At 64.5% G+C, this 18,836-nt stretch carries 14 protein-coding genes; 7 read left to right on the top strand and 7 right to left on the bottom strand.

The window, feature by feature from the left end:
• Positions 1–400: 400 nt before the first annotated feature.
• On the bottom strand, positions 401–2,218 hold the full coding sequence (locus tag HHL14_RS30195; RefSeq protein WP_169501265.1) for a DUF4153 domain-containing protein: 1,818 nt from the start codon (positions 2,216–2,218) through the stop codon (positions 401–403).
• Between the two features lie 451 nt (positions 2,219–2,669).
• On the opposite strand from HHL14_RS30195, the gene HHL14_RS30190 reads away from it, so the two are divergent.
• Positions 2,670–3,464 carry an SDR family NAD(P)-dependent oxidoreductase gene (locus tag HHL14_RS30190; RefSeq protein ID WP_169501264.1) on the top strand — a complete coding sequence of 265 codons (795 nt, stop codon included), beginning with the start codon at positions 2,670–2,672 and terminating at the stop codon, positions 3,462–3,464.
• 294 nt (positions 3,465–3,758) lie between these two features.
• Here the strand turns inward: HHL14_RS30190 and HHL14_RS30185 are convergent, their stop codons facing one another.
• Positions 3,759–5,204: a DEAD/DEAH box helicase gene (locus HHL14_RS30185; protein WP_169501263.1), complete on the bottom strand. Its 1,446-nt coding sequence runs from the start codon at positions 5,202–5,204 to the stop codon at positions 3,759–3,761.
• Between the two features lie 326 nt (positions 5,205–5,530).
• Here HHL14_RS30185 and HHL14_RS30180 point away from each other — a divergent pair, with 326 nt between their 5' ends.
• The 4 genes from HHL14_RS30180 (at position 5,531) to HHL14_RS30165 (ending at position 7,855) form a co-directional block, all read left to right on the top strand.
• Positions 5,531–5,977 (top strand): ArsR/SmtB family transcription factor, encoded by a 447-nt coding sequence (locus HHL14_RS30180; protein ID WP_329601757.1) that lies wholly within the window; start codon positions 5,531–5,533, stop codon positions 5,975–5,977.
• Positions 5,974–6,432: an SRPBCC family protein gene (locus tag HHL14_RS30175; protein WP_169501262.1), complete on the top strand. Its 459-nt coding sequence runs from the start codon at positions 5,974–5,976 to the stop codon at positions 6,430–6,432. Before HHL14_RS30180 ends, HHL14_RS30175 begins: the two co-directional genes overlap by 4 nt.
• A gap of 197 nt (positions 6,433–6,629) precedes the next feature.
• Positions 6,630–6,809 (top strand): hypothetical protein, encoded by a 180-nt coding sequence (locus HHL14_RS30170; protein WP_169501261.1) that lies wholly within the window; start codon positions 6,630–6,632, stop codon positions 6,807–6,809.
• 398 nt (positions 6,810–7,207) lie between these two features.
• The gene (locus HHL14_RS30165) at positions 7,208–7,855 is read left to right on the top strand and encodes a glutathione S-transferase family protein (protein WP_169501260.1); all 648 of its coding nucleotides are present in this window, start codon (positions 7,208–7,210) and stop codon (positions 7,853–7,855) included.
• Between the two features lie 123 nt (positions 7,856–7,978).
• Here the strand turns inward: HHL14_RS30165 and HHL14_RS30160 are convergent, their stop codons facing one another.
• From HHL14_RS30160 to HHL14_RS30145, 4 genes are all read right to left on the bottom strand, one after another.
• Entirely contained in the window at positions 7,979–8,179 is a 201-nt protein-coding gene (locus HHL14_RS30160; protein ID WP_169501259.1) for a hypothetical protein, read from the bottom strand.
• A gap of 21 nt (positions 8,180–8,200) precedes the next feature.
• Positions 8,201–9,967 (bottom strand): FAD-dependent oxidoreductase, encoded by a 1,767-nt coding sequence (locus HHL14_RS30155; RefSeq protein WP_169501258.1) that lies wholly within the window; start codon positions 9,965–9,967, stop codon positions 8,201–8,203.
• Positions 9,968–10,212: 245 nt separating this feature from the next.
• Positions 10,213–12,177, bottom strand: coding sequence for an AI-2E family transporter (locus HHL14_RS30150; protein WP_169501257.1), 1,965 nt, complete (start codon positions 12,175–12,177; stop codon positions 10,213–10,215).
• A 208-nt stretch (positions 12,178–12,385) separates the two neighbouring features.
• Entirely contained in the window at positions 12,386–13,684 is a 1,299-nt protein-coding gene (locus tag HHL14_RS30145) for a DUF445 domain-containing protein (protein WP_169501271.1), read from the bottom strand.
• A gap of 383 nt (positions 13,685–14,067) precedes the next feature.
• On the opposite strand from HHL14_RS30145, the gene HHL14_RS30140 reads away from it, so the two are divergent.
• Together HHL14_RS30140 and HHL14_RS30135 are read left to right on the top strand one after the other, a co-directional pair.
• Positions 14,068–15,270, top strand: coding sequence for a metallophosphoesterase family protein (locus tag HHL14_RS30140; protein ID WP_329601756.1), 1,203 nt, complete (start codon positions 14,068–14,070; stop codon positions 15,268–15,270).
• A complete protein-coding gene (locus HHL14_RS30135; protein WP_169501256.1) occupies positions 15,267–17,888 on the top strand; it encodes an AAA family ATPase in 2,622 nt (873 codons plus the stop codon). Before HHL14_RS30140 ends, HHL14_RS30135 begins: the two co-directional genes overlap by 4 nt.
• Positions 17,889–17,911: 23 nt before the next feature.
• Here the strand turns inward: HHL14_RS30135 and HHL14_RS30130 are convergent, their stop codons facing one another.
• Complete coding sequence (locus HHL14_RS30130; RefSeq protein WP_169501255.1) at positions 17,912–18,754, bottom strand: DMT family transporter; 843 nt, start codon at positions 18,752–18,754, stop codon at positions 17,912–17,914.
• Positions 18,755–18,836: the final 82 nt, after the last annotated feature.

Here is an 18,836-nt window from a genome sequence, read left to right as displayed (position 1 = left end):
CTGAAGCCCCGAGGGGCTTTGTTGCGCTCGCGATGTTCGATTAGTGCAAACTCACGGTATCAAACTCGATCGACCTGACCGGCAATCGCCCGCTTGGCGGCAAAAATGGAGTTTCCACACACTCTGGACCCGTTACGTCCATTCGACCGACAGGAAAACGGACGCCCGATCCCTTGGTCGACTTGTTGCACGAGCTTGATAACGGCGATGTATCAACGACTCACTGAAAGAGTTCCGCTTTTCGGCACGGATGCGCCATGGGTCGTGCGCATGTCATTCGTGCTGTTCGTGTTCGTCTGGTTCTGGGAGCTTAACGAATCGCTGTATAGCCCAAACGCGACACGGCGCATCAACGTCATCTTTGGCTGCAAACCCCGGTCGCTCTTGCTTTAAGTTCGTACTATCGCGCGCACACCGGGCTGCGCGTCCGCGTTGGCTCTATCTCGACGCGTTGACCATTGACCTGAATGTCTCGCAGTCGCGGCTCAATGAGCTCGAATGTCCCCTTCGCCAGAGCATCGCGAACCGCGGCGCAATCCGGTGCGATCGAGAACTTGCCGACGAGTTGCCAATCTGCGTTGCCGGCCTGATCAAACACGAATCCCGCGCTTCCGCCGTTCGGGAAGAGTACAACCTGAAGTTTGTGCTCTCCGGTCAGGTCGACGAGATAAGCGTCGCACTTCACTTCAACAGAGTTCAGGCAAACTGGGAGCATCCAGTTTTGCGTAGCCTGCTTCCAGTCCATGGAGAGAAATGACGACGGAACCGACTGCCCGGGAGTGCGTGACACGATATTGCGAGCTAGTGTTGCGGCGTCCGGACGAGCCACACCCAAAGGGCCCGGAGTGGGCTGATTCGCAACCTGCTTGCTCAGTTCGCGAACGGTTGCAGCGTTCGACCCATTTGTTTCCCCTTGCAACCGTGCGAGGGCCTGCATGCCATATCTTGCAGATCTGTATCGCAGGAAGGTGTAGTCGAATTTATCGGGTGCCACTCTCCCGGCGAGGAGACGGTCTACCTGACTGGCCACCGACAGCCGTGCCGGATCAGCCAGCGGCGTGAATACGGCAACAAGTACCGCGAGTGATACCCACGCCGTGACCACGTTCACAGGCGCAATTCTCGTGAGAGTGTCAGAGCGAGCGACCGCCGCCCATGTATAGCCGATGGCATAGAAGTAAGCAACGAATGCTCCAGCACAGGCCAATACGCGGTGTGGCGTAAGCCCATACTGCCCAATGCGCAGCGCGAGGGCGTAAGTCGCCAGTATCACCAGCACGGGTAGCATCAGACATGAAATTCTCATGCAGACTCGCAACACTCGTGGTGCCTGATCGGACTCCAGGCCACTCTTGAAGGCGGCATTGATGAAGACTACCTTTAGCGCCGCAACGCCAAGCAGGATCCACGTAGCGGACCGCGTAGCCCATAGCAATCCGAGTCCCGTGAACGGCAGGGTCGCGAGGAATCCGCCAACGATGACGACGAGGACCAGGAGCAGCCAGGAGAGAAGAGACAGGACAAGCGTGCGCGAGCCCCGGATGATGTCTGGTCTCACATCGGTGATGTGCAGGGCCGACGCAAACGCCATTGTGCTCACGGGAATGTTGAACCATGATTCGCGCAGGAGTTGCCGGAGGAAATCCAGCTTCAGCAACAGGAAGAGTGCTGCCCCCAGCCAGAGCACAAGAAAGAGCGCACATACGAACAACCCGGACAGACAGACTTGCAGCCCGAGTTTCCAACTGCACTCGAAGTACAAGTCGTACGGGGCAAACCACGACCTTGCGGTCTCCCCGGCGAGAACGAGGCAATATCCAATAAATACAATCACGCCGCTGTAGAAGGTCACGGCCAATGAAGGCAGCGGAACTCCGGTGCGGCCGGGTGGTTGCATGCCGGCAAGTTCAACGCCCGCCGATCGCCATGCGTCGTGACTGCCGAGGATTGCCACAATGGCGGCAAGCGCGGCGGCCCACATCGCGAGCCGAGCCACCCTCATTCGTTGTAGGCCCACGATAAACGTCGACGGGATAAACAGGCTAACAAGAAGCAACGGAAAGAGTAGAAGGGGGATAGTTGCAATGCCGCTGCGATGATGCGCAGCATTCGTGAGCAGATGCAGTATTAATCCCTGAAAAATGCCGATGAGGAGCCGCGGCACGAAAAGATCTCGACCTGGAGCAGCCCGCAGCGTCCCCTGTTGATTATTTTGCATTTCCACCCCGCGCGTCTGAAAATATTTTCTTTGACGTCCGCACCCGCCTGACGGCCGCAACAAATTGGATTGTAGCGTCGATACAAGTCAGGTTACGAGGCGGCACTGCTCCTGCCAGGTCGGCGACTGACACAACTGTCCGCAAAATAGGTGGCTCCGTCGAGTGGGTGTTTGTGGCCGAACCGCGTCGGTTGCCGTTGCGGCGGTCCGCAGCGGGTCGTCCATCCGCTTGATCACTGGCCCCATGTCGTTTGCCCGGGCGACGTTGTATTCGAAACGCACGACGACGAGCACGTCTTGGCGGATCGCCACCTTCTCGTAGACAATGCGTTATCTGGGCGTCAGACGCGAGGACGCCACGAAGCCGGACCTGCCTGGCTCATAAGAAAGAAACCTTGCATGGCGCACAATCGGTTTCGTCGTCGCAGCGATTAATCAATACGGGATGTGAATGGCAACTTCTAGCGAAAAATCTTCGGGACAAGCACGTTACGCGAGCTATCCCAGCCTGGTAGACCGGGTCGTGCTCATTACGGGCGGCGGGAGTGGCATTGGCGCTTCGTTCGTCGAGCACTTCGTTGCGCAAGGCGCACGTGTGGGCTTTCTCGACATCGACACGAACGCGGGAACCGCTCTTGCCAAATCGCTCGGTAACGCGCGCCATAAACCGCTCTTCGTCGCCTGCGACGTCACCGACATTCCCGCGTTGCACGCGGCCATCGCCGAAGTACGGGCTGCATTCGGACCGATCGAGGTGCTCGTGAACAACGCGGCGAACGATCGCCGCCACGCGCTCGCCGACGTTACGCCCGAGTCGTTCGATGCAGGCGTTGCGGTTAACGTGCGGCATCAGTTGTTCGCGGTGCAGGCCGTGGTCGAGGATATGAAGGCCGCACGCGCGGGCTCGATCATTAATCTCGGCTCGCATTGCTGGATGCTCAAGAGCAGCCAGTTCCCGGTTTACGCAATGAGCAAGGCGGCAGTCCAAGGCCTGACGCGCGGGTTCGCCAAGGAACTCGGCGCGTATGGGATCCGCGTGAACACGCTCGTGCCGGGCTGGGTGTTGACTGAGAAGCAGCGCAACCTGTGGCTCACCGACGAAGGCCGCGAAGAGATACGACGCGGCCAGTGCATTGACGAGGAAATGGAGCCCGGCGATCTCGCGCGCATGGCGCTCTTCCTCGCGGCCGACGACAGCCGCATGATCACGTCGGAGGATGTCATGGTGACGGGTGGCTGGTCGTAATAAGGCCGATTCTCGTCCGGCGGTTTCGCCCATCGACGAGCGGGAGTGGCATGGCAACTTCCGAGGAAAGGTTGGCCGATGGCGGAAGCGCGTTCGCGATCTCGCGCAACCAGGCGAGGCCTCGAAGATCGTCGACGATTTCAACCGGATCGTCGACTGACCAGCCTCGAACCGATCAGACTCCAGTGCGCGTCCTGATCCGTGGACCTGATTTACGCCGAAGCCAGGCCTCTGCCTGCCATAGGACCATAAATCGCACACCAGTTGCCGAGCCGGCGTCGGGCATCCCCTCGATCAAGCCTGCCGTTTCCCACGCCCACCAGCCGCTTTACCAGCCGGCTTCCCCGAACCCGCAACCGACTTCCCAGCCGGTTTCCCACGCGGCTTTTGCGAGCTGAACGGGCTACCACTAGACAAACTCGTACCTTTCCCCGCAGCCCCAGCGCGTTGCGTCGCAGCCTTACGCTTGTTCTCACCACCTTGCGGACGCGGCTTTTTACCAGGCACCTGCATCGCGCCCGCCGCGGCGAGCGGCACTTTCGGCTTCTTCGGCTTTTTGGGTTTCTTGATGATCTGACCCGTCGCGCTGGTTTCCGGCACGCGGTGGTCGGCTTCAAACCCCGGCTCTTCTTCACGGCGCAGCGTCTGCCGGATCAGCGCTTCGATCGCGGCCAGTTGCGGCGCTTCATCGGCACACACCAGCGACACCGCCACGCCGCTCGCACCCGCGCGGCCGGTGCGGCCAATACGGTGCACATAGTCTTGCGCGACGATCGGCAGATCGACGTTGATCACCAGCGGCAGATCGTCGATATCCAGCCCGCGCGCGGCGACATCGGTGGCGACCAGCATCTGTACTTCGCGCGTCTTGAAGCGCTCCAGCGCACGCAGGCGCGCGGGTTGCGGTTTGTCGCCGTGGATGGTGTCGATCGCATAGCCCGCTTCATCCAGAATGGCCGCGAGGTAATCGACGCCATTACGCGTTTTGACGAACACCAGCGCGTGTTCCCACCTGTTCTTCGCCACAAGGTGCATGAACAGGTCAGGCTTGTTCTTTTTGTCGACCGGCACGACCCACTGCCTGATCTTGCTGGCCGTGGCATTGGGCGGGCTGACGCTGATATTGACCGGGGCGCGCAGAATACCCGCCGCCATGGTGCGGATATCGTCGGTAAACGTGGCGGAGAACAGCAGGGTCTGGCGCTGGGCGGGCAACGCGGCGAAGACGGCGTTGAGTTCGCGCGCAAAGCCCAGATCCAGCATGCGATCGGCCTCGTCCAGCACCAGCGTTTGTACCTGATCGAACTGCACGGCGTTCTGGCGATGAAGATCCAGCAAACGGCCCGGCGTGGCAACGAGCACATCCACGCCTTTGCGCAGCTTCATCATTTGCGGGTTGATACTCACGCCGCCATAGGCGACCAGAAATCGCAAATCGAGGCCTTTGCCGTAATCGATGAAGCTTTGCAGCACCTGTTCGGCCAGCTCACGTGTGGGCACCAGCACCAGAACACGCGCGCGGTTGCTGGACACCACCGGGCCGTGTTGCACCAGCCGCTGCAACAGCGGAAGCGCAAAACCCGCCGTTTTGCCAGTGCCCGTCTGTGCCGCCGCCATGACGTCCTTGCCACTGAGCACGGCGGGAATCGCCTTGGTCTGCACCGGCGTAGGTGTCTGGTAATTGAGGTCCTGCAGATTACGCAGCAAGCGATCGATGAGGCCAAGCGAGGCGAATGACATGGGGCGTATTCCGGACTGAAAGCGCAATTCTAGCGGTTGGTGTCGGGCGGCAAGGGGTGAGTTGTTCGACGACATCTGGAGCCCGGCGCGAATCGCCCAGATTGCCGGCAGCGACAAAGGCGGCTTCTGGCTCGTGAGCTTGCCTTTATTCCACAGCACGTGCGAGCCGGGGGGCAGGCGTGCGCCTCTATGACTGAGGGGAGATCGGGTTTGCGCGCTGGCTAGTGGACGCTGTCGACCCACAAGCGATATACGCCCTGGTTGACTGAGCGGCTGGTGTGGATGCGGCTGCAGTCGCTCGACCCAGCTAGTCGTGGCGCTGCACAGTGGGATCAAAAACCAACGAGCAGTCGTCATTTTCCGAAGTGCTTGAACTGCTTATGGCGGAGCCCATCAAGGACTTGACTCAGCCCGACGGTCGCCCTATAGTTTGCCACATGGCAAAGTATCCAGTCAGTCAACTCGATCGCACGTTTTCCGCCCTTGTCGACCCTACGCGGCGGGCCATCCTCGCGCGGCTGGAGCGTCAACCGGGCCTGTCGGTGACGGAAATCGCGCGCCCGCTGCCGATCAAGCTACCAGCGGTGATGAAGCATCTCGACGTGCTGAGTGACGCCGGGCTGATCTCGCGCACAAAGAGCGGCCGAACGGTGTCGGTCGAACTTGTCGCCGCTCCGATGGAAGAGGCGATGGCGTGGCTGTCGCGCTATCAGCGCTTCTGGTCCGCGAGTCTCGACCGCCTTGCCAATTTTGTCGAGGGGGAAGATGAATGAGTGAGGAGAAACCCAGTCTGACGATCGTGCGGCGCCTGAAGGCATCGCCCGCGCAAGTCTACGCGGCTTGGACGCGGCCAGAATTGATAGCGTGCTGGTGGGGGCCCGACGCCGGGCCGGTGCTGAGCGCGGAAGCTGACCCGCGCGTGGGCGGCGGCTTTCGTGTGGTGTTCCAGACATTGGACGGCGAAACGCATGACTGCCGCGGCGAATACCAGGAGGTCGAGACGGATCGCAAACTCGTCTTCACATGGGAGTGGGTCACGCTGCCGGAGCGACGCTCTCTGGTGACAATCGAGTTGCGCCCCCTCGATGCTGGCACGGAGATGAAGTTCACGCACGCGCAATTTTTCGATGAAGCCACGCGTGACGATCATCACGCCGGCTGGAACGGCGCTTTCGGAAAACTGGACAGTCTCATCGCCGAGCTGGGGGGCGTGGACGTCGGTGATTGAAGCAGCTGTTCGAAGGAAACAACCTGTGGCTTTTGTCTGGAGTGATTCGCATGACGGCTTCGCCGCATCAGATATTTAGATATGCGAATTTAGTAATAGCGGAAACAGACATCTGATCGATGCGTCTTTCGAAGGTTTCGGCCCGTCGGGCCGGAGGGGCGAGTTGGTAAAGATACGGCAATCAATCAGGAATCCATATGAACATCATTATTGCATTGCTCCAAAAGATCAGCGACCTCTTTGCGTCGCCTCATCTTCCCATGGATTCGGACTACTCGTTCGAGGCGCGTAGTCGAGAATCGAAGCGCAAGCGTAAAGCACTCGCTACACTGTTCCACATTGAGCAGAGCGACTACGACATTGAGCAGCGTGACTAAAACTCCTTGAGTCGGCCGGCGCGCCGCCCCGCGTGTGGCTGCGTCATCGACCCATCGAGCCTGCGGAAGCGACGCCATTGAGTCTTCGTATGTACCCACGGGAGAGTGTGCGCATCATCTTTGCGGGACCTGGATGCATACACGCCATAACGCAGCATGCCGATTCACCGGGCGAAAACATGGTTTTCAACCGAGTCTCCAGGTCTCGCGAGGCGCACGGCGATGTCGGTATCGCGGCGGCTCAAATTCAGGCCGACGGGTTGGCATCGATCGGTTCGCGTGCTGATCTGGAAACAGATCTTCGCCGACGGCATGCGGCTGTGAGCAGGCGTCGCTTGGACACGGTTTAATGCAATCATTCCGACAAGAGGCTAAACCTTCTCTAGTGAATACTCGCCATGAAGCTCTACTTCAGCCGCAACTACAACCCGCGTCTCGCCGTTGCCGTAGCGCGCTATTTGAACTCGCCCGTCGAGTTTGAATTCGCTTCTCCCTTTTCCCCGGGCGAGCGCGAGAAGTTCCGCAAGCTCAATCCAAATCTGAGCCTTCCGATTCTGGTCGAGGGAGAGACGACGCTGTGGGAAGCGGACGCGATCGCTTGCCGGCTTTCGCGCCTCGCCAGGTCAAGCTTCTGGCCGACAGACGACGTCATGCCGGACCTCATCCGCTGGCTTAGCTGGGGCTACTCCAATTTCGTGCGCGCCTGCGATCAGGTTCATTTCGAACGGGTGACCAAGCAGCGTTATGGCTTGGGTCCGATCAGGCATGAGGTCGTCGAAGCGGGCCTGAATGAATTCGCATCGTCGGCCGCGATTCTGGAGCAGCATCTCCCGGATAGGGACTGGCTCGTCGGCAACGAGGTCACCTACGCCGATTTTCGCGTTGCCTGCGTGCTTCCGTTCGCCGAACTTGCCGGCCTGCCGCTCGCCAGGTTTCCGCAGGTCGATGCCTGGCATAGGCGGCTCATGGAGATACCGGCCTGGCGGGATCCGTTCGCGGGGCTCGACGCCCCTGAATTGCCGCCGGTCATAGCGGAAGCAAGGTGACCAGAGAGGGAAGGGGCCGATCAGAATCCGAAGCCCCGTGGAGCGGCCAAATTTTAACCGTCCGGAAATGGCCGATGCCCGCCACGCGTCGACGCATCGCCTGCGGAAATGTGCGAGAACCTCTTAAACCGCAGTTGCCGGCACCGTTGACGCCTCCTCCAACTTCGCAGCCTCAATCAACTCCAACGCCCGTCCCGGGTCATCAAGCTCAGTCAGACACAGCAACGCCAGTCGCGCCAGATACAACGACGCTTGCGCTTCACCCTCCTGAGTCAGCGTCTTGCACAGCTTCGTATAGACGAGGTCGAGATCGCTATCGGTCATGATCTTAAAGGTCCTTGCCTGTCAGTTCAGGTTGGCCAGCGTCGCATTGAGCGCCTGCCGCACGGCCGCCGGCATGCCGTCGCGCCAGCGCGCGAGCACATGACCATCGGGGCGAATCAGATAGACGGTGCCGGGCTGCGCGTCGAACATCTCGTGAACGCGGCCTGTCGGATCGAAGGCATCGGCATCAACATTGGCATCGGTCGACGACGAATCTCGTGCATCGGCCACGCCGATCCTGATCAACCTGAACGGCACCCCATTACCGGCGAGCGTGCTTTGCAGTTGCCGCCACGCGTCGTCGCTGGCCTTGTTATCCGGATTTGGCTGCCTGCCAAACCGCAACGCCGTAAAGCACGGCCCGAGCAGATCAGTCAAATGAATGTCGACGCGCGCGCCATCGCCGTTTAACCCGAGCAGCCGGCATTCGGGCAACACCGCCCCCGGCGCGGGGCCGCGCGCGAACACGTCGGTTTCATTGCTCGCCAGGTTGAGCGGCGACTGCCGATACGCAATCGCATGCGTCTGCCGCGGGTTGATCAGCGGCCGCACCGCCGCATGTCGCTCGGCGAGACCGAGCACTGCGGTGCGCATCAGATCGAACGCAAAGCTCGGCGGCGCCATGAATTCGGTGCTCTTCATTCCGTAGCCCAGATTCTCGTGCGCGGCGTACACGCGCTCGTCGCTATAGCTGTCGAGCAGCGCCGGCGACGCGATGCCGTTGACCACGCAGCCGAGCTTCCAGCCGAGATTGTCGGCGTCGTCGATACCGGAATTTGCACCGCGCACGCCGAAGATCGGCACCAGGTGCGCGGCGTCGCCGGCGAACAGCACGCAGCCGTGTCGATAGCGTTCGAGCGTCAGCGCGTTGGCCTTGTAGATCGTGATCCAGATCGGCGACCACGCGCCGGTTTCGCCCATCGAATCGAGCACGCTTTGCACGCGCGGCATCACGTTCTCGGGCAGCACGGCGGCGTCGGGGTCTTCGTCGTCGCGCAGTTGATAATCGATGCGCCACACGTTGTCGGGCTGCTTGTGGACCAGCACGGTCGAGCCGGGATTCGACGGTGGGTCGAAGTAGGCGAGCCGCTCGGTCGCGCGCGTGCTGTCGAGTTCGATATCGACGATCACATAACGGCCTTCGTAGCTGGTGCCGGCGAGCTTCAGGCCGAGCAGATCGCGGATCGTGCTGCGGCCGCCGTCGCAGGCGACCACCCACGCGGCGTCCATCTGCCAGTCCGCGCATGACGGATCGGCCGGCGTGCCGCTGCGCAACGTCAGCGTCGCGCCGCCTTCGGGCCGTTGCTCGATAGCCGTCACACGCGTCTGCCAGCGCACGTCGATCAATGCCGCGTGCCGTTCGATCTCGTCGAGCAGCAGTTGTTCGATCTGATACTGCGCGATGTTGATCATCGGCGGCAGCGATTGTTCGTCGTCCTGATGCATCGCGAAGCGGAACACCTCGGCGTCGCGATAGAAGCTGCGTCCGCCGGTCCACGCTAGGCCTTTCTGCAGAAAGCCGTCGACTATGCCCAGCCGCTTGAAGATTTCGAGGCTGCGTCGCGAGATGCAGATTGCGCGGCTGCCGGTGCAGACGCTGTCGTCGGCTTCGATCAGCACCGAGCGCACGCCCTGGCGCGCCAGCGCGAGCGCGAGCGTCATGCCGACCGGTCCGCCGCCGACGATCGCCACCGGCCGCTCAACCGGGTCGCGGCCGTCGACGAGCGGCGGCACCTCGGCCGGATAATGGCGCGGCTCGAACGGGTAGGGTTTGAACGGGCGAGTCATGCGTGTCTCCGATTTGCGGTGCTGCTTTTATGTCTGCGGTTCGACGCAGTATGCAGCAGCGCCAATCCGCCGCTGTCCTCATTTTGGGTACGACGCGGCGCGCGGGTATCAGGCGGGTATCAGGCGGGTATCAGGCGGGTATCAGGCGGGCGTAAAAAAACCGCAAGGCGCTTGCGCATCCTCGCGGTTCGTCGTCAATGACTTTGCCTTTGCCCTGAGTGAAACCCGCGCCGGCTCCAACCCGCTCAGGCGGTCTGCGACGGCTGCCGCAGCGCCGTCGCCTCCGTGACCGCGCGGCATTCCTCCAGCATCGAGCGAAACGTTGGCGCTGCCTGTAACTCGCCGTTCGTGTCGAGTTCGGCGGCGCTGTCCGGCTCGTCGCCGACACCGACGCCGATCACCAGCGTCGCTTCCGGCCGCCATTCGCGCGTGCGCCGCAGCATGTTGCGCAGATACGGCGGCGCGTCGGGCGCGTCGAGCGACACGATGCAGATGATCGGCGTGTCCCGGAAGCTCGGCTCGTCGGCGCGCGCGCTGCGATAGCCGGAGTGCGTCGCCATCAGCGGCGCGAAGCCCTGGCGGTTCAGCAGTTGCACGGCGATCGCGGTCGTGACTTCGTCGAACGCGCCGCGGCCGGGCACGCACAGCACCGCGGTCTTGCCGGCGTCGGGCGCTTGCCGCGCGTGCGCCAGCACGTGGCTGTCGTGACTGGCGTGACCGTCCGCGGCATCCGTCGCCATGTCGGCAGCGAGTAGCGCGTTGCCGGGCTCGGCCGGTTCGACGCGCGCGAGCGGGTCCGGCAGGCCGTCGGCGATTTCGAGGTTCTCGACGATATCGACGAGTGCCTCGTTGATCCGCTGCAACTGGTCCGGCATCAGCACGCCGCGCAGCGCGTCGTTGCGCGCGAGCCGCAGTCCTTCGAGCGCGACCTTGTCGTAGTAGTCGATCAGCGACATCTCGCGCAGCAGCCGCTCGGCCTGCACGATCGCTTCGTGCGGATCGTCGGCGAGCAGGCGCTGGTAGAAGTTCTGTGCGGGCGTGAGTGCCGGCTGGTCGCCGAGCAGCACGGTCAGGAAGTTGAGGCGATCCGCGTAACGGCCGAGCGTGACGACGCACAGCGTGAGCGGCGTCGACAGCACGAGGCCGATCGGCCCCCACAGCCAGCTCCAGAAAATCGCCGCGACCACCACCGCGAGCGGCGACAGCCCCGAGCGATGGCCATACAGCAGCGGCTCGGCGATCTGCCCGGCCACCACATCGACGACGATGAACAGGATCAGCGTATAGACCGCCATCGTCCATTGCGGCTGGATCGCGGTGGCGAGAAAGAACGCGAGGATCGCGGCGATCCAGATGCCGATATACGGCACGAAGCGCAGCAGCGCGGCGATCACGCCGAACAGCAGCGCGCCCGGCACGCCGATGATCGCGAGTCCGATCGCGATCGCGCCGCCCGCGCTCAGATTCACGCCGAGCTGCGCGACGAAGTAGCGCGACAGGCGGCCGGCCGCGTCGTTGATCGCGGTGGTGGTGCGGTGCAGATCGCGCGAGCCGAACAGGCTGATCAGCCGGTCGCGCAGATCCTCGCGCTGCAGCAGGATGAAGATCGTCACGACCAGCACGATGAAGGTCGTCTCGATCGGCGCGATGGCCGGCGACAGCGCGCGCTGTGCGAGCTGGATCGGCGTCGGCGCGGGTTCGTGCACCTCGACCGGTTGCGGCACCGCGGGCGCGTTGCGCGCGGCGCGGCCGGTCGGACGCGGCGGCGCGGGGCGCGACGGTGCCATCCGTTGCAGCGCGCCGGCAGCGCTGCTCATCAGCGAATCGGCGCGGCCGACGGTTTTTTCCTGCACGGTTTCGATCTTCCGCTCGATCGCTTCCTGATACTGCGGCAGGTCGCCCGCGAGCTGCACGAGCTGCGCGCCGATCAGCGCGCCGACCGCCAGCAGCGACGCGAGCGCGAACAGCACGGCGATGAAGATCGACGGCAGCTGTCCCATGTGCAGGCGCCGCAGCATCTGCACGAGCGGCGCGAGCAGGAAGCTCAGCAGCACCGACAGCGTGATCGGAATCAGCACCTCCCGGCCGAAGTACAGCCCGCAGACGACCACCACGCCGGTGATCAGCGACACGAGCCCATGCAGCCCCGGCGTGCCCGGCGGGTAGACGCGGTTCGGCCGCCCATGCGGTGGCGGGAGCGAAATTTTCATGTGATTAGAGTTTCCGGTTGGGACGCATTGACGGCCGGGAGGAGCATCGGTCGTCAGCAAGACGTATGCCCGAATTGTAGGCGGTTTGGCCACGCGGGGGACGAGCGTCGGGAGCGAATGGTCAAGGCGAATGACGAGGGCGAATGGCGCAAGGCAAGCGCTGGCCGCGCGACCGCCCACATGACCCGCACCCGCGTGCCGGCCGTGTTCAGCCGAGATGCACGCGCAGCATCTCCAGCAACTGCGAGCTCACGTACAGCAGCAGCCCGATAAAGCCGCCGACCAGCGTCCCGTTGATGCGGATGTATTGCAGATCCTTGCCAATATTCAGCTCGATCTGCCGGGACATCTCGCGCGCATCCCAGTTCTTCACCGTATCGCTGATATGGCGGGTGAGGAATTGCGCGAAGTCCGGCGCCATCGCGCGCGCGGCCTCTTCGAGGTGATCGTTCAACGATTGCCGCAGCGCCGGATCGTGCGCGAGCTCATGGCCGATCCACTGGCCCATCGCGGCGACGCGCGCATGTAGCACCGAGTCGGCGCTGCGCAGATCGCGCTTGAGCCACGCGCGCAGATCGCCCCACATGTCCTTCACATACGCGCTGAAGGCCTCGCCCTCGACGAGATAGTGCTTGAGCGCCTCGCCCTGTTCGATGAACGCGGGATCGGTCTTCAGCTTTGCGATCAGTTTGCGCGTCGCTTCGTCGAAGCGCTCGCGCAACTCGTGGGTCGGGTTCTCGGCGATCTGTTCGAGCATCCGGTTCGCGGCGCTCGCGATCGCGTCGGCGCCTTTGTCGCCCAGCCACGCGGACGGCAGGAGCTTCTCCATCTTCGGATACTCGCTCTTGACCCAGTCGACGATGCGCGCGGCGATGAACTCGCGCGACGGCTCTTCGCGCAACAGCGCGATCACCTGATCGATCGCGGTGTCGAGTAGCTGCTGATGGCGGCCGTCGCGCGTCAGGGTGTCGAGAATCGCGCCGAGCGATTGCGACAGATCGACCTTCGCGAGCACGTCGCGCAGCGCGTCGCGGATGAAGCTCTGGATGCGTGCGTCGTCGGCGACGTCGAGAATACCGCCGGTCAGACGCACCACGTAGTCGCCGAGACGCGCGGTGTTGGCCGGCTCGGTCAGCCACGCGGTGACGCTCTGCGCCGGATCGTGGCGGCGGATCAGGCCGACCAGCGACGGCGCGTCGAGAAACTTGTCCTGCACGAAGCGCGCGAGGTTGTCGGCGATCTTGTGCTTGTGGCGCGGGATGATCGCGGTGTGCGCGGACACGAGCGGAATCGGCACACGCCGGAACAGCGCGGCGACCGCGAACCAGTCGGCGAGCGCGCCGACCATCGCGGCTTCGGCGACTGCCTTGATGCCGTCGACCCAGACTCCGCGCGGCAGGAACGCGGTGACGACGAACACGCAGGCGGCCGCGACGAGCAGCAGCAGCGGCGTGCGCCGGGCCTTCTTCAGTTCGATGCTTTTGTCGGCGTTCCTGTCGGTGCTCATGTCCATCGGTGCGGTGATCCTGTCGGGCGGCGGCGTGGCCGCGTCGCCTGCCATGATGCGATAAGCGCGGCGCGCGCGTCCAGCCTGCCTACGCGCGACGGCCCCGGCAAGGTAACATGCGCGGTTGGGCTTGGGCTGTGTGGCTGTGGCGATAGCTTGCCGTTAGGACACCGTCCTCAACACGCCGGCGCAACCTCGGGCACGCATCATGAAGCACGCGCGATGATGCGCGGCACATGAGACAAGCCACCTGGGGCAAGCCACCTGAGGCAAGCTACATCGGGCACGCCACATCAGGCACGCAACCCTTGCCCGCGAACCAACGCAACCCGAAGCAACACACGACACCACGCACGACGCAACACAATCGCAATGGAGGCACAGTGATCAGGTTTCTGCACACCGCGGACTGGCAGATCGGCACGCAGTTCGGCCAGTTCGAACCGGACGAGGCCGCGCATCTCGCGCAGGCGCGCTTCGATACGGTGCGCCGCATCGCCGAAGAGGCGAGCGCGCGCAACGTCGACGCGGTGCTGGTGGCGGGCGACGTATTCGACCTGCAGACCGTGTCGGACACCGTGATCCGGCGTCTGTTCGCCGCGCTGCAACCGTATGCGGGTCCGTGGATCATGCTGCCGGGCAATCACGACGCGGCGCTGGTCGAAAGCGTGTGGACCCGCGCGCAACGCCTCAATTGCATCGCGCCGAACGTGCGCGTGGTGCTCGAACCCGGCGTCGTACTGCTCGACGCGTGTCGCTGCGCGCTGCTGTGCGCGCCGCTCACGCAGCGCATCACCTACGACGACACCACCGCCTTCTTCGATGCCACCGATACGCCGCCCGGTTATCACCGCATCGGACTCGCGCACGGCAGCGTCGGCGGCATCCTGCAGGAGAGCATCGATTCGTCGAATCCGATTGCGCCGACCCGCGCGGCGAGCGCGCGGCTCGACTATCTCGCGCTCGGCGACTGGCACGGTCATCTGCGTGTCGACGATCGAACGTGGTACGCGGGCACGCACGAGCAGGACCGCTTTCGCGCCAACGAGCCGGGCTTCGTGCTCGACGTCGCGGTGAGCGAGCCGGGTGCGGTGCCGCGCGTCGAGGCGGTGCGGGTCGGTCAATATCGGTGGCATCGCTGGGACGAGACGATTGCGGTCGCGACTGACGTCGATGCGCTCAAGGGCCGTCTCGCCGCGCTCGGTCAGCACGACGTGCTGCGGATCGCGGTCGACGGCAGCGCCACGCTGGCCGATGCCGAGGCGCTGCACGTCGCGGTCGAAGAGAGCCGCGCCCGCGTGCGCGCGCTGCGTGCGGATCTGAGCGGGCTGCAGGTGCTGCCCACCGCCGACGATCTCGCCGAACTCGGCGCGCAGGGCGGTTATCTGGCGAAGGTGGTCGCGCGGCTGATCGGCCTGCAGGAAGACGCGCAAGCCGATCCGCAGCAGGCCCGGCGCGCGGCCGAAGCGTTGCTGCTGCTCGCGCGTTTTCAGCGTGAACAGCAGCCGGCGCAACAGGCAGTGCAATCGGCACAATCGGCACAATCGACCCAAGCGGCGCAATCGCGCGAAGCGAGGTCCGTATGAAGCTGCAACGTATCGCGATCCGCGAATTCAGGCAGTTCGGTGGGCAGCTCGTGATCGACGATCTGCAACCGGGCCTCAACCTGTTCATCGGGCCGAACGAGGCCGGCAAGAGCACGATCGCCGAGGCGGTGCGCGCGGTGTTTCTCGAGCGCTACAAGGCCTCGCATCTGAAGGATCTGTTGCCGTGGGGGCTCGCGAGCGGGCAACCGTCGGTCGACGTGAGCTTCGAACTCGACGGCCTCGCGTGCCGTCTGTCAAAGCAGTTCGTGTCGCGCCAGCGCTGCGAGTTGCGGATCGGCCAGTCGGTATTCACCGAAGACGAAGCCGAGGACAAGCTCGCCGCGCTGCTCGGTTTTTCGCGCGCCGCACGCGGGCCGATGAAGGCCGAGAATGCCGGCGTGCCCGGTCTGTTGTGGGTGCAGCAGGGTGGCACCCAGGAACTGCGCGACTCGACCGGTCACGCCGCGCAATATCTGCGTGACGCGCTGACGCAATTGTCGGGCGGCCGTGAATCGGCCGGCGAGGATGCGTTGATCGCGGCCGTGCAGCGCGAATTGCGGCAACTGCTGACCGCGCGCACGCAGAAATCGACCGGACCGCTCGCCGAGGCCGAGCAGAAGCTCGCCGCGCTGAGCGCGAGCCGCGACGAGTTGCAGCAGCAGCGCCAGCAGTTCGACGACAACATCAGGCGCCTCACCGAGCAGCAGGAAGCGTTCGACGACGCCGAGCGCCGGCGTCCGTGGGAGCTGCACGATCAGAAGGCGACGCTTGCGCAGCAGCGCGCGGCGGCGGTGGTCGAACTGGAGCGCGGCCTGCAGGGGCTCGCGCAGTCGCTGCGGGTCGGCGAGGCCGAGCTGGCGGTGTCGGTGCAGCAGGAGCAGGGCGCGCTCGAACTCGAAGCCGCGGTGGCGCGCGAACGCGAACAGCTCGACGCGGCGCGCGCCGAACTCGCTGCCGCGCAGTCCGCGCATGCGCAGGCCGAGCGCGGCGTCACTCAATTCGAGCAGGCGTCGGCCGCCGCGAACCGCGCGCTCGAACTCGCGAACGCGGCCGTGAGCGCCGCCGATCTGCGCGGCCAGCTCGATATCTATCGCGCGGACAGCGAGCGGCTCGACGCGTCGATCGGCGACGCGGAGAAGGCGAACGCGGCGGTGTTGCAGGCCGCGCGCGACGCCGCCGCGCTCGAAATCGACGGCGCGCAACTGAAGCGGCTCGTCGCGCTCGATGGCGAGCTGACGGTGCTGCGCGCGCGTACCGAGGCGGCGATGACGCGCATCGAGTACCGCCTGAACGGCGAGCTGAGCGTCGGCGATCAGACGATCAGCGGCGCGGGCGTGCTGCGCATCGACGAAGAAAAGCGCATCGGTCTCGGCGCGCTGGGCGAATTGCGGGTGATTCCGGGCGTGTCCGATCTGTCCGCGCAACTGTCTGAGCTGTCGGCGCTCGAAGCGCAACACGCGCAGCTGTTGCGCGCGCTCGGCGTGACCTCGACCGGCGCGGCGCAGGCGCGGCACGAACAGTGGAAGACGCTCGTCGCGCAACAGCAGAGCCACGCGAAAATTCTCGCCGTGCATGCGCCGCAGGGCATCGATGCATTGCGGGCCGCGCTGGCTTCGACGGCCGCGCGTTTGCAGGCGGCGAGCGCGCGGCTGGCGAGCCTGCCCGACGTGTCGGATGCGCTACCGCTCGACGAAGCGCGCCGTCATGCCGACCTCGCGCGCGACGCGTTGGAGGCCGCGCGCAAGGTGCTCGCGCAGGCGGCCGCTGCGCAATCCACCGGTGTCGCGAAGGCCGATTCGCTGGCCGCGCAACTGCAGCGCAAGGAGGCGCAGTTGAGCGACGACGCGTACCGTCGCAATCGCGCGCAGTGGCAGGCGCATATCGTCGAACAGCGCGTGAAGGTCGACGCGTTGAAGAACCAGCGCGGCGAGCGCGAGCGTGAGCTCGACGCCGCGCGTCTCGACGATCCGGCGGCGGAGGCGAAGCGTTATCGCGCGTCGGCGGAGTTGGCGCGCAACGAGCAGCACGAACGCCAGCTGCGGATCGCGCAATTGCGCAGCCAGCTGGAGACGATGGGCGCATCCGGTCTCGGCGAGCGGCTCGCCGCGCTCGACGCGCAGCTCGAACAGGCGACGCGCCGCAAGGACGAACTGAGCCTGCGCGCGAGCGCATTGAGTCTGCTCGACGAAGTGCTGGTCGACGAACGCGACGCGGCGCTCGCGCAATTGCGCGCGCCGCTGACCGAACGGCTCGGGCACTATCTGAAGCGGATTTTTCCGCAGTCGAGCCTCGCGCTCGGCGACGATCTGAGCCCGGCGATGCTCGATCGCGACGGCCGCGCCGAGTTGCTCGACGCGCTGAGCTTCGGCACTCGCGAGCAGCTCGGCATCCTGACGCGGTTCGCGTACGCGGACCTGCTGCAGGCCTCGGGCCGACCGACCCTGCTGATGCTCGACGATGCCGCCGTGCATACCGATGCCGCGCGACGCGACGCGCTCAAACGTGCGTTGCTCGACGCGGCAACGCGGCATCAGATTCTGGTGTTCACCTGTCATCCGGAGTTGTGGGACGACCTCGGGGTCAGGCAGCGGGCGGTGGCGGATCTGAAGGTGGCGTGACGAGATAACGGGAGCGCGGCCTGTCAGGCGCCGAGACACGCCGCGCCCGCCGCGACCACCACGCAGGCGAACCAGCGCGGCCCGCTGACCGTCTCGCGCAGAAACACCCGCCCGATCAGCACCGCGAACACCACGCTGGTCTCGCGCAACGCCGAGACCGTGCCCATCGCGCCCGACTGCAGCGCCCAGATCACGATGCCGTAGGCGGCGATCGACACCATCCCGCCGCCGAGCGACGAGGCGACCGACAGCGGCTCGTCGCGTACTGGCGTCCACAACGGCGCGACCCCGCGCTGAGCGACGAACAGCAGCGGCATCAACCAGTAGAACAGGAACATCCACGCGGTGTAGGCGAGCGCCTGGCCGTCGGACAACCTCACGCCGATGCCGTCGATCACGGTATAGAGCGCGATCGTCGCGCCGGTCGTCAGCGCGGCCCGCGCGCCCGCGCGCGATACGTGCCGTCCCTGCAGCGCAATCGCGATGATGCCGCCCGAGATCATCGCGATACCGAGCGCGTGCAGCGGCCCGATCGCCTCGTGCGCGACCAGTACCGCGCCGAGCGTGACGAGCAGCGGCGACGAGCCTCGCGCGATCGGATACGCGAGCGCCAGATCGTTGCGGCGATACGAGCGCACGAGACTCACGTTGTAGAAGATGTGCACGAGCCCCGACGCGACGAGATAAGGCCACGACGCGCGGGGCGGCGCCGGATTGAGCGCGGCGACGAGCGTGGCGACCGCCGCGATGGCGATGCTCATCCATGTCATCGACAGAAAACGGTCGCGGTTGCCGTGCAGCAGCGCGTTCCAGCTCGCGTGGAGCAGCGCGGCAAAAAGCACGATGCCACCGGTATAGCTGAGCATGCGAGTTCGGTGTCGGATTTGGTGTTGGAAGAAAGCGGAGGTGCTGTCAGTGAGGCGATAGAAAGGATATCTATCTTGTTCA

Source organism: Paraburkholderia antibiotica, from assembly GCF_012927125.1.
Classification (GTDB): domain Bacteria; phylum Pseudomonadota; class Gammaproteobacteria; order Burkholderiales; family Burkholderiaceae; genus Paraburkholderia; species Paraburkholderia antibiotica.
The sequence above is the reverse complement of the archived record's forward strand: the minus strand, read 5'-3'. Positions and strand labels throughout refer to the sequence as shown.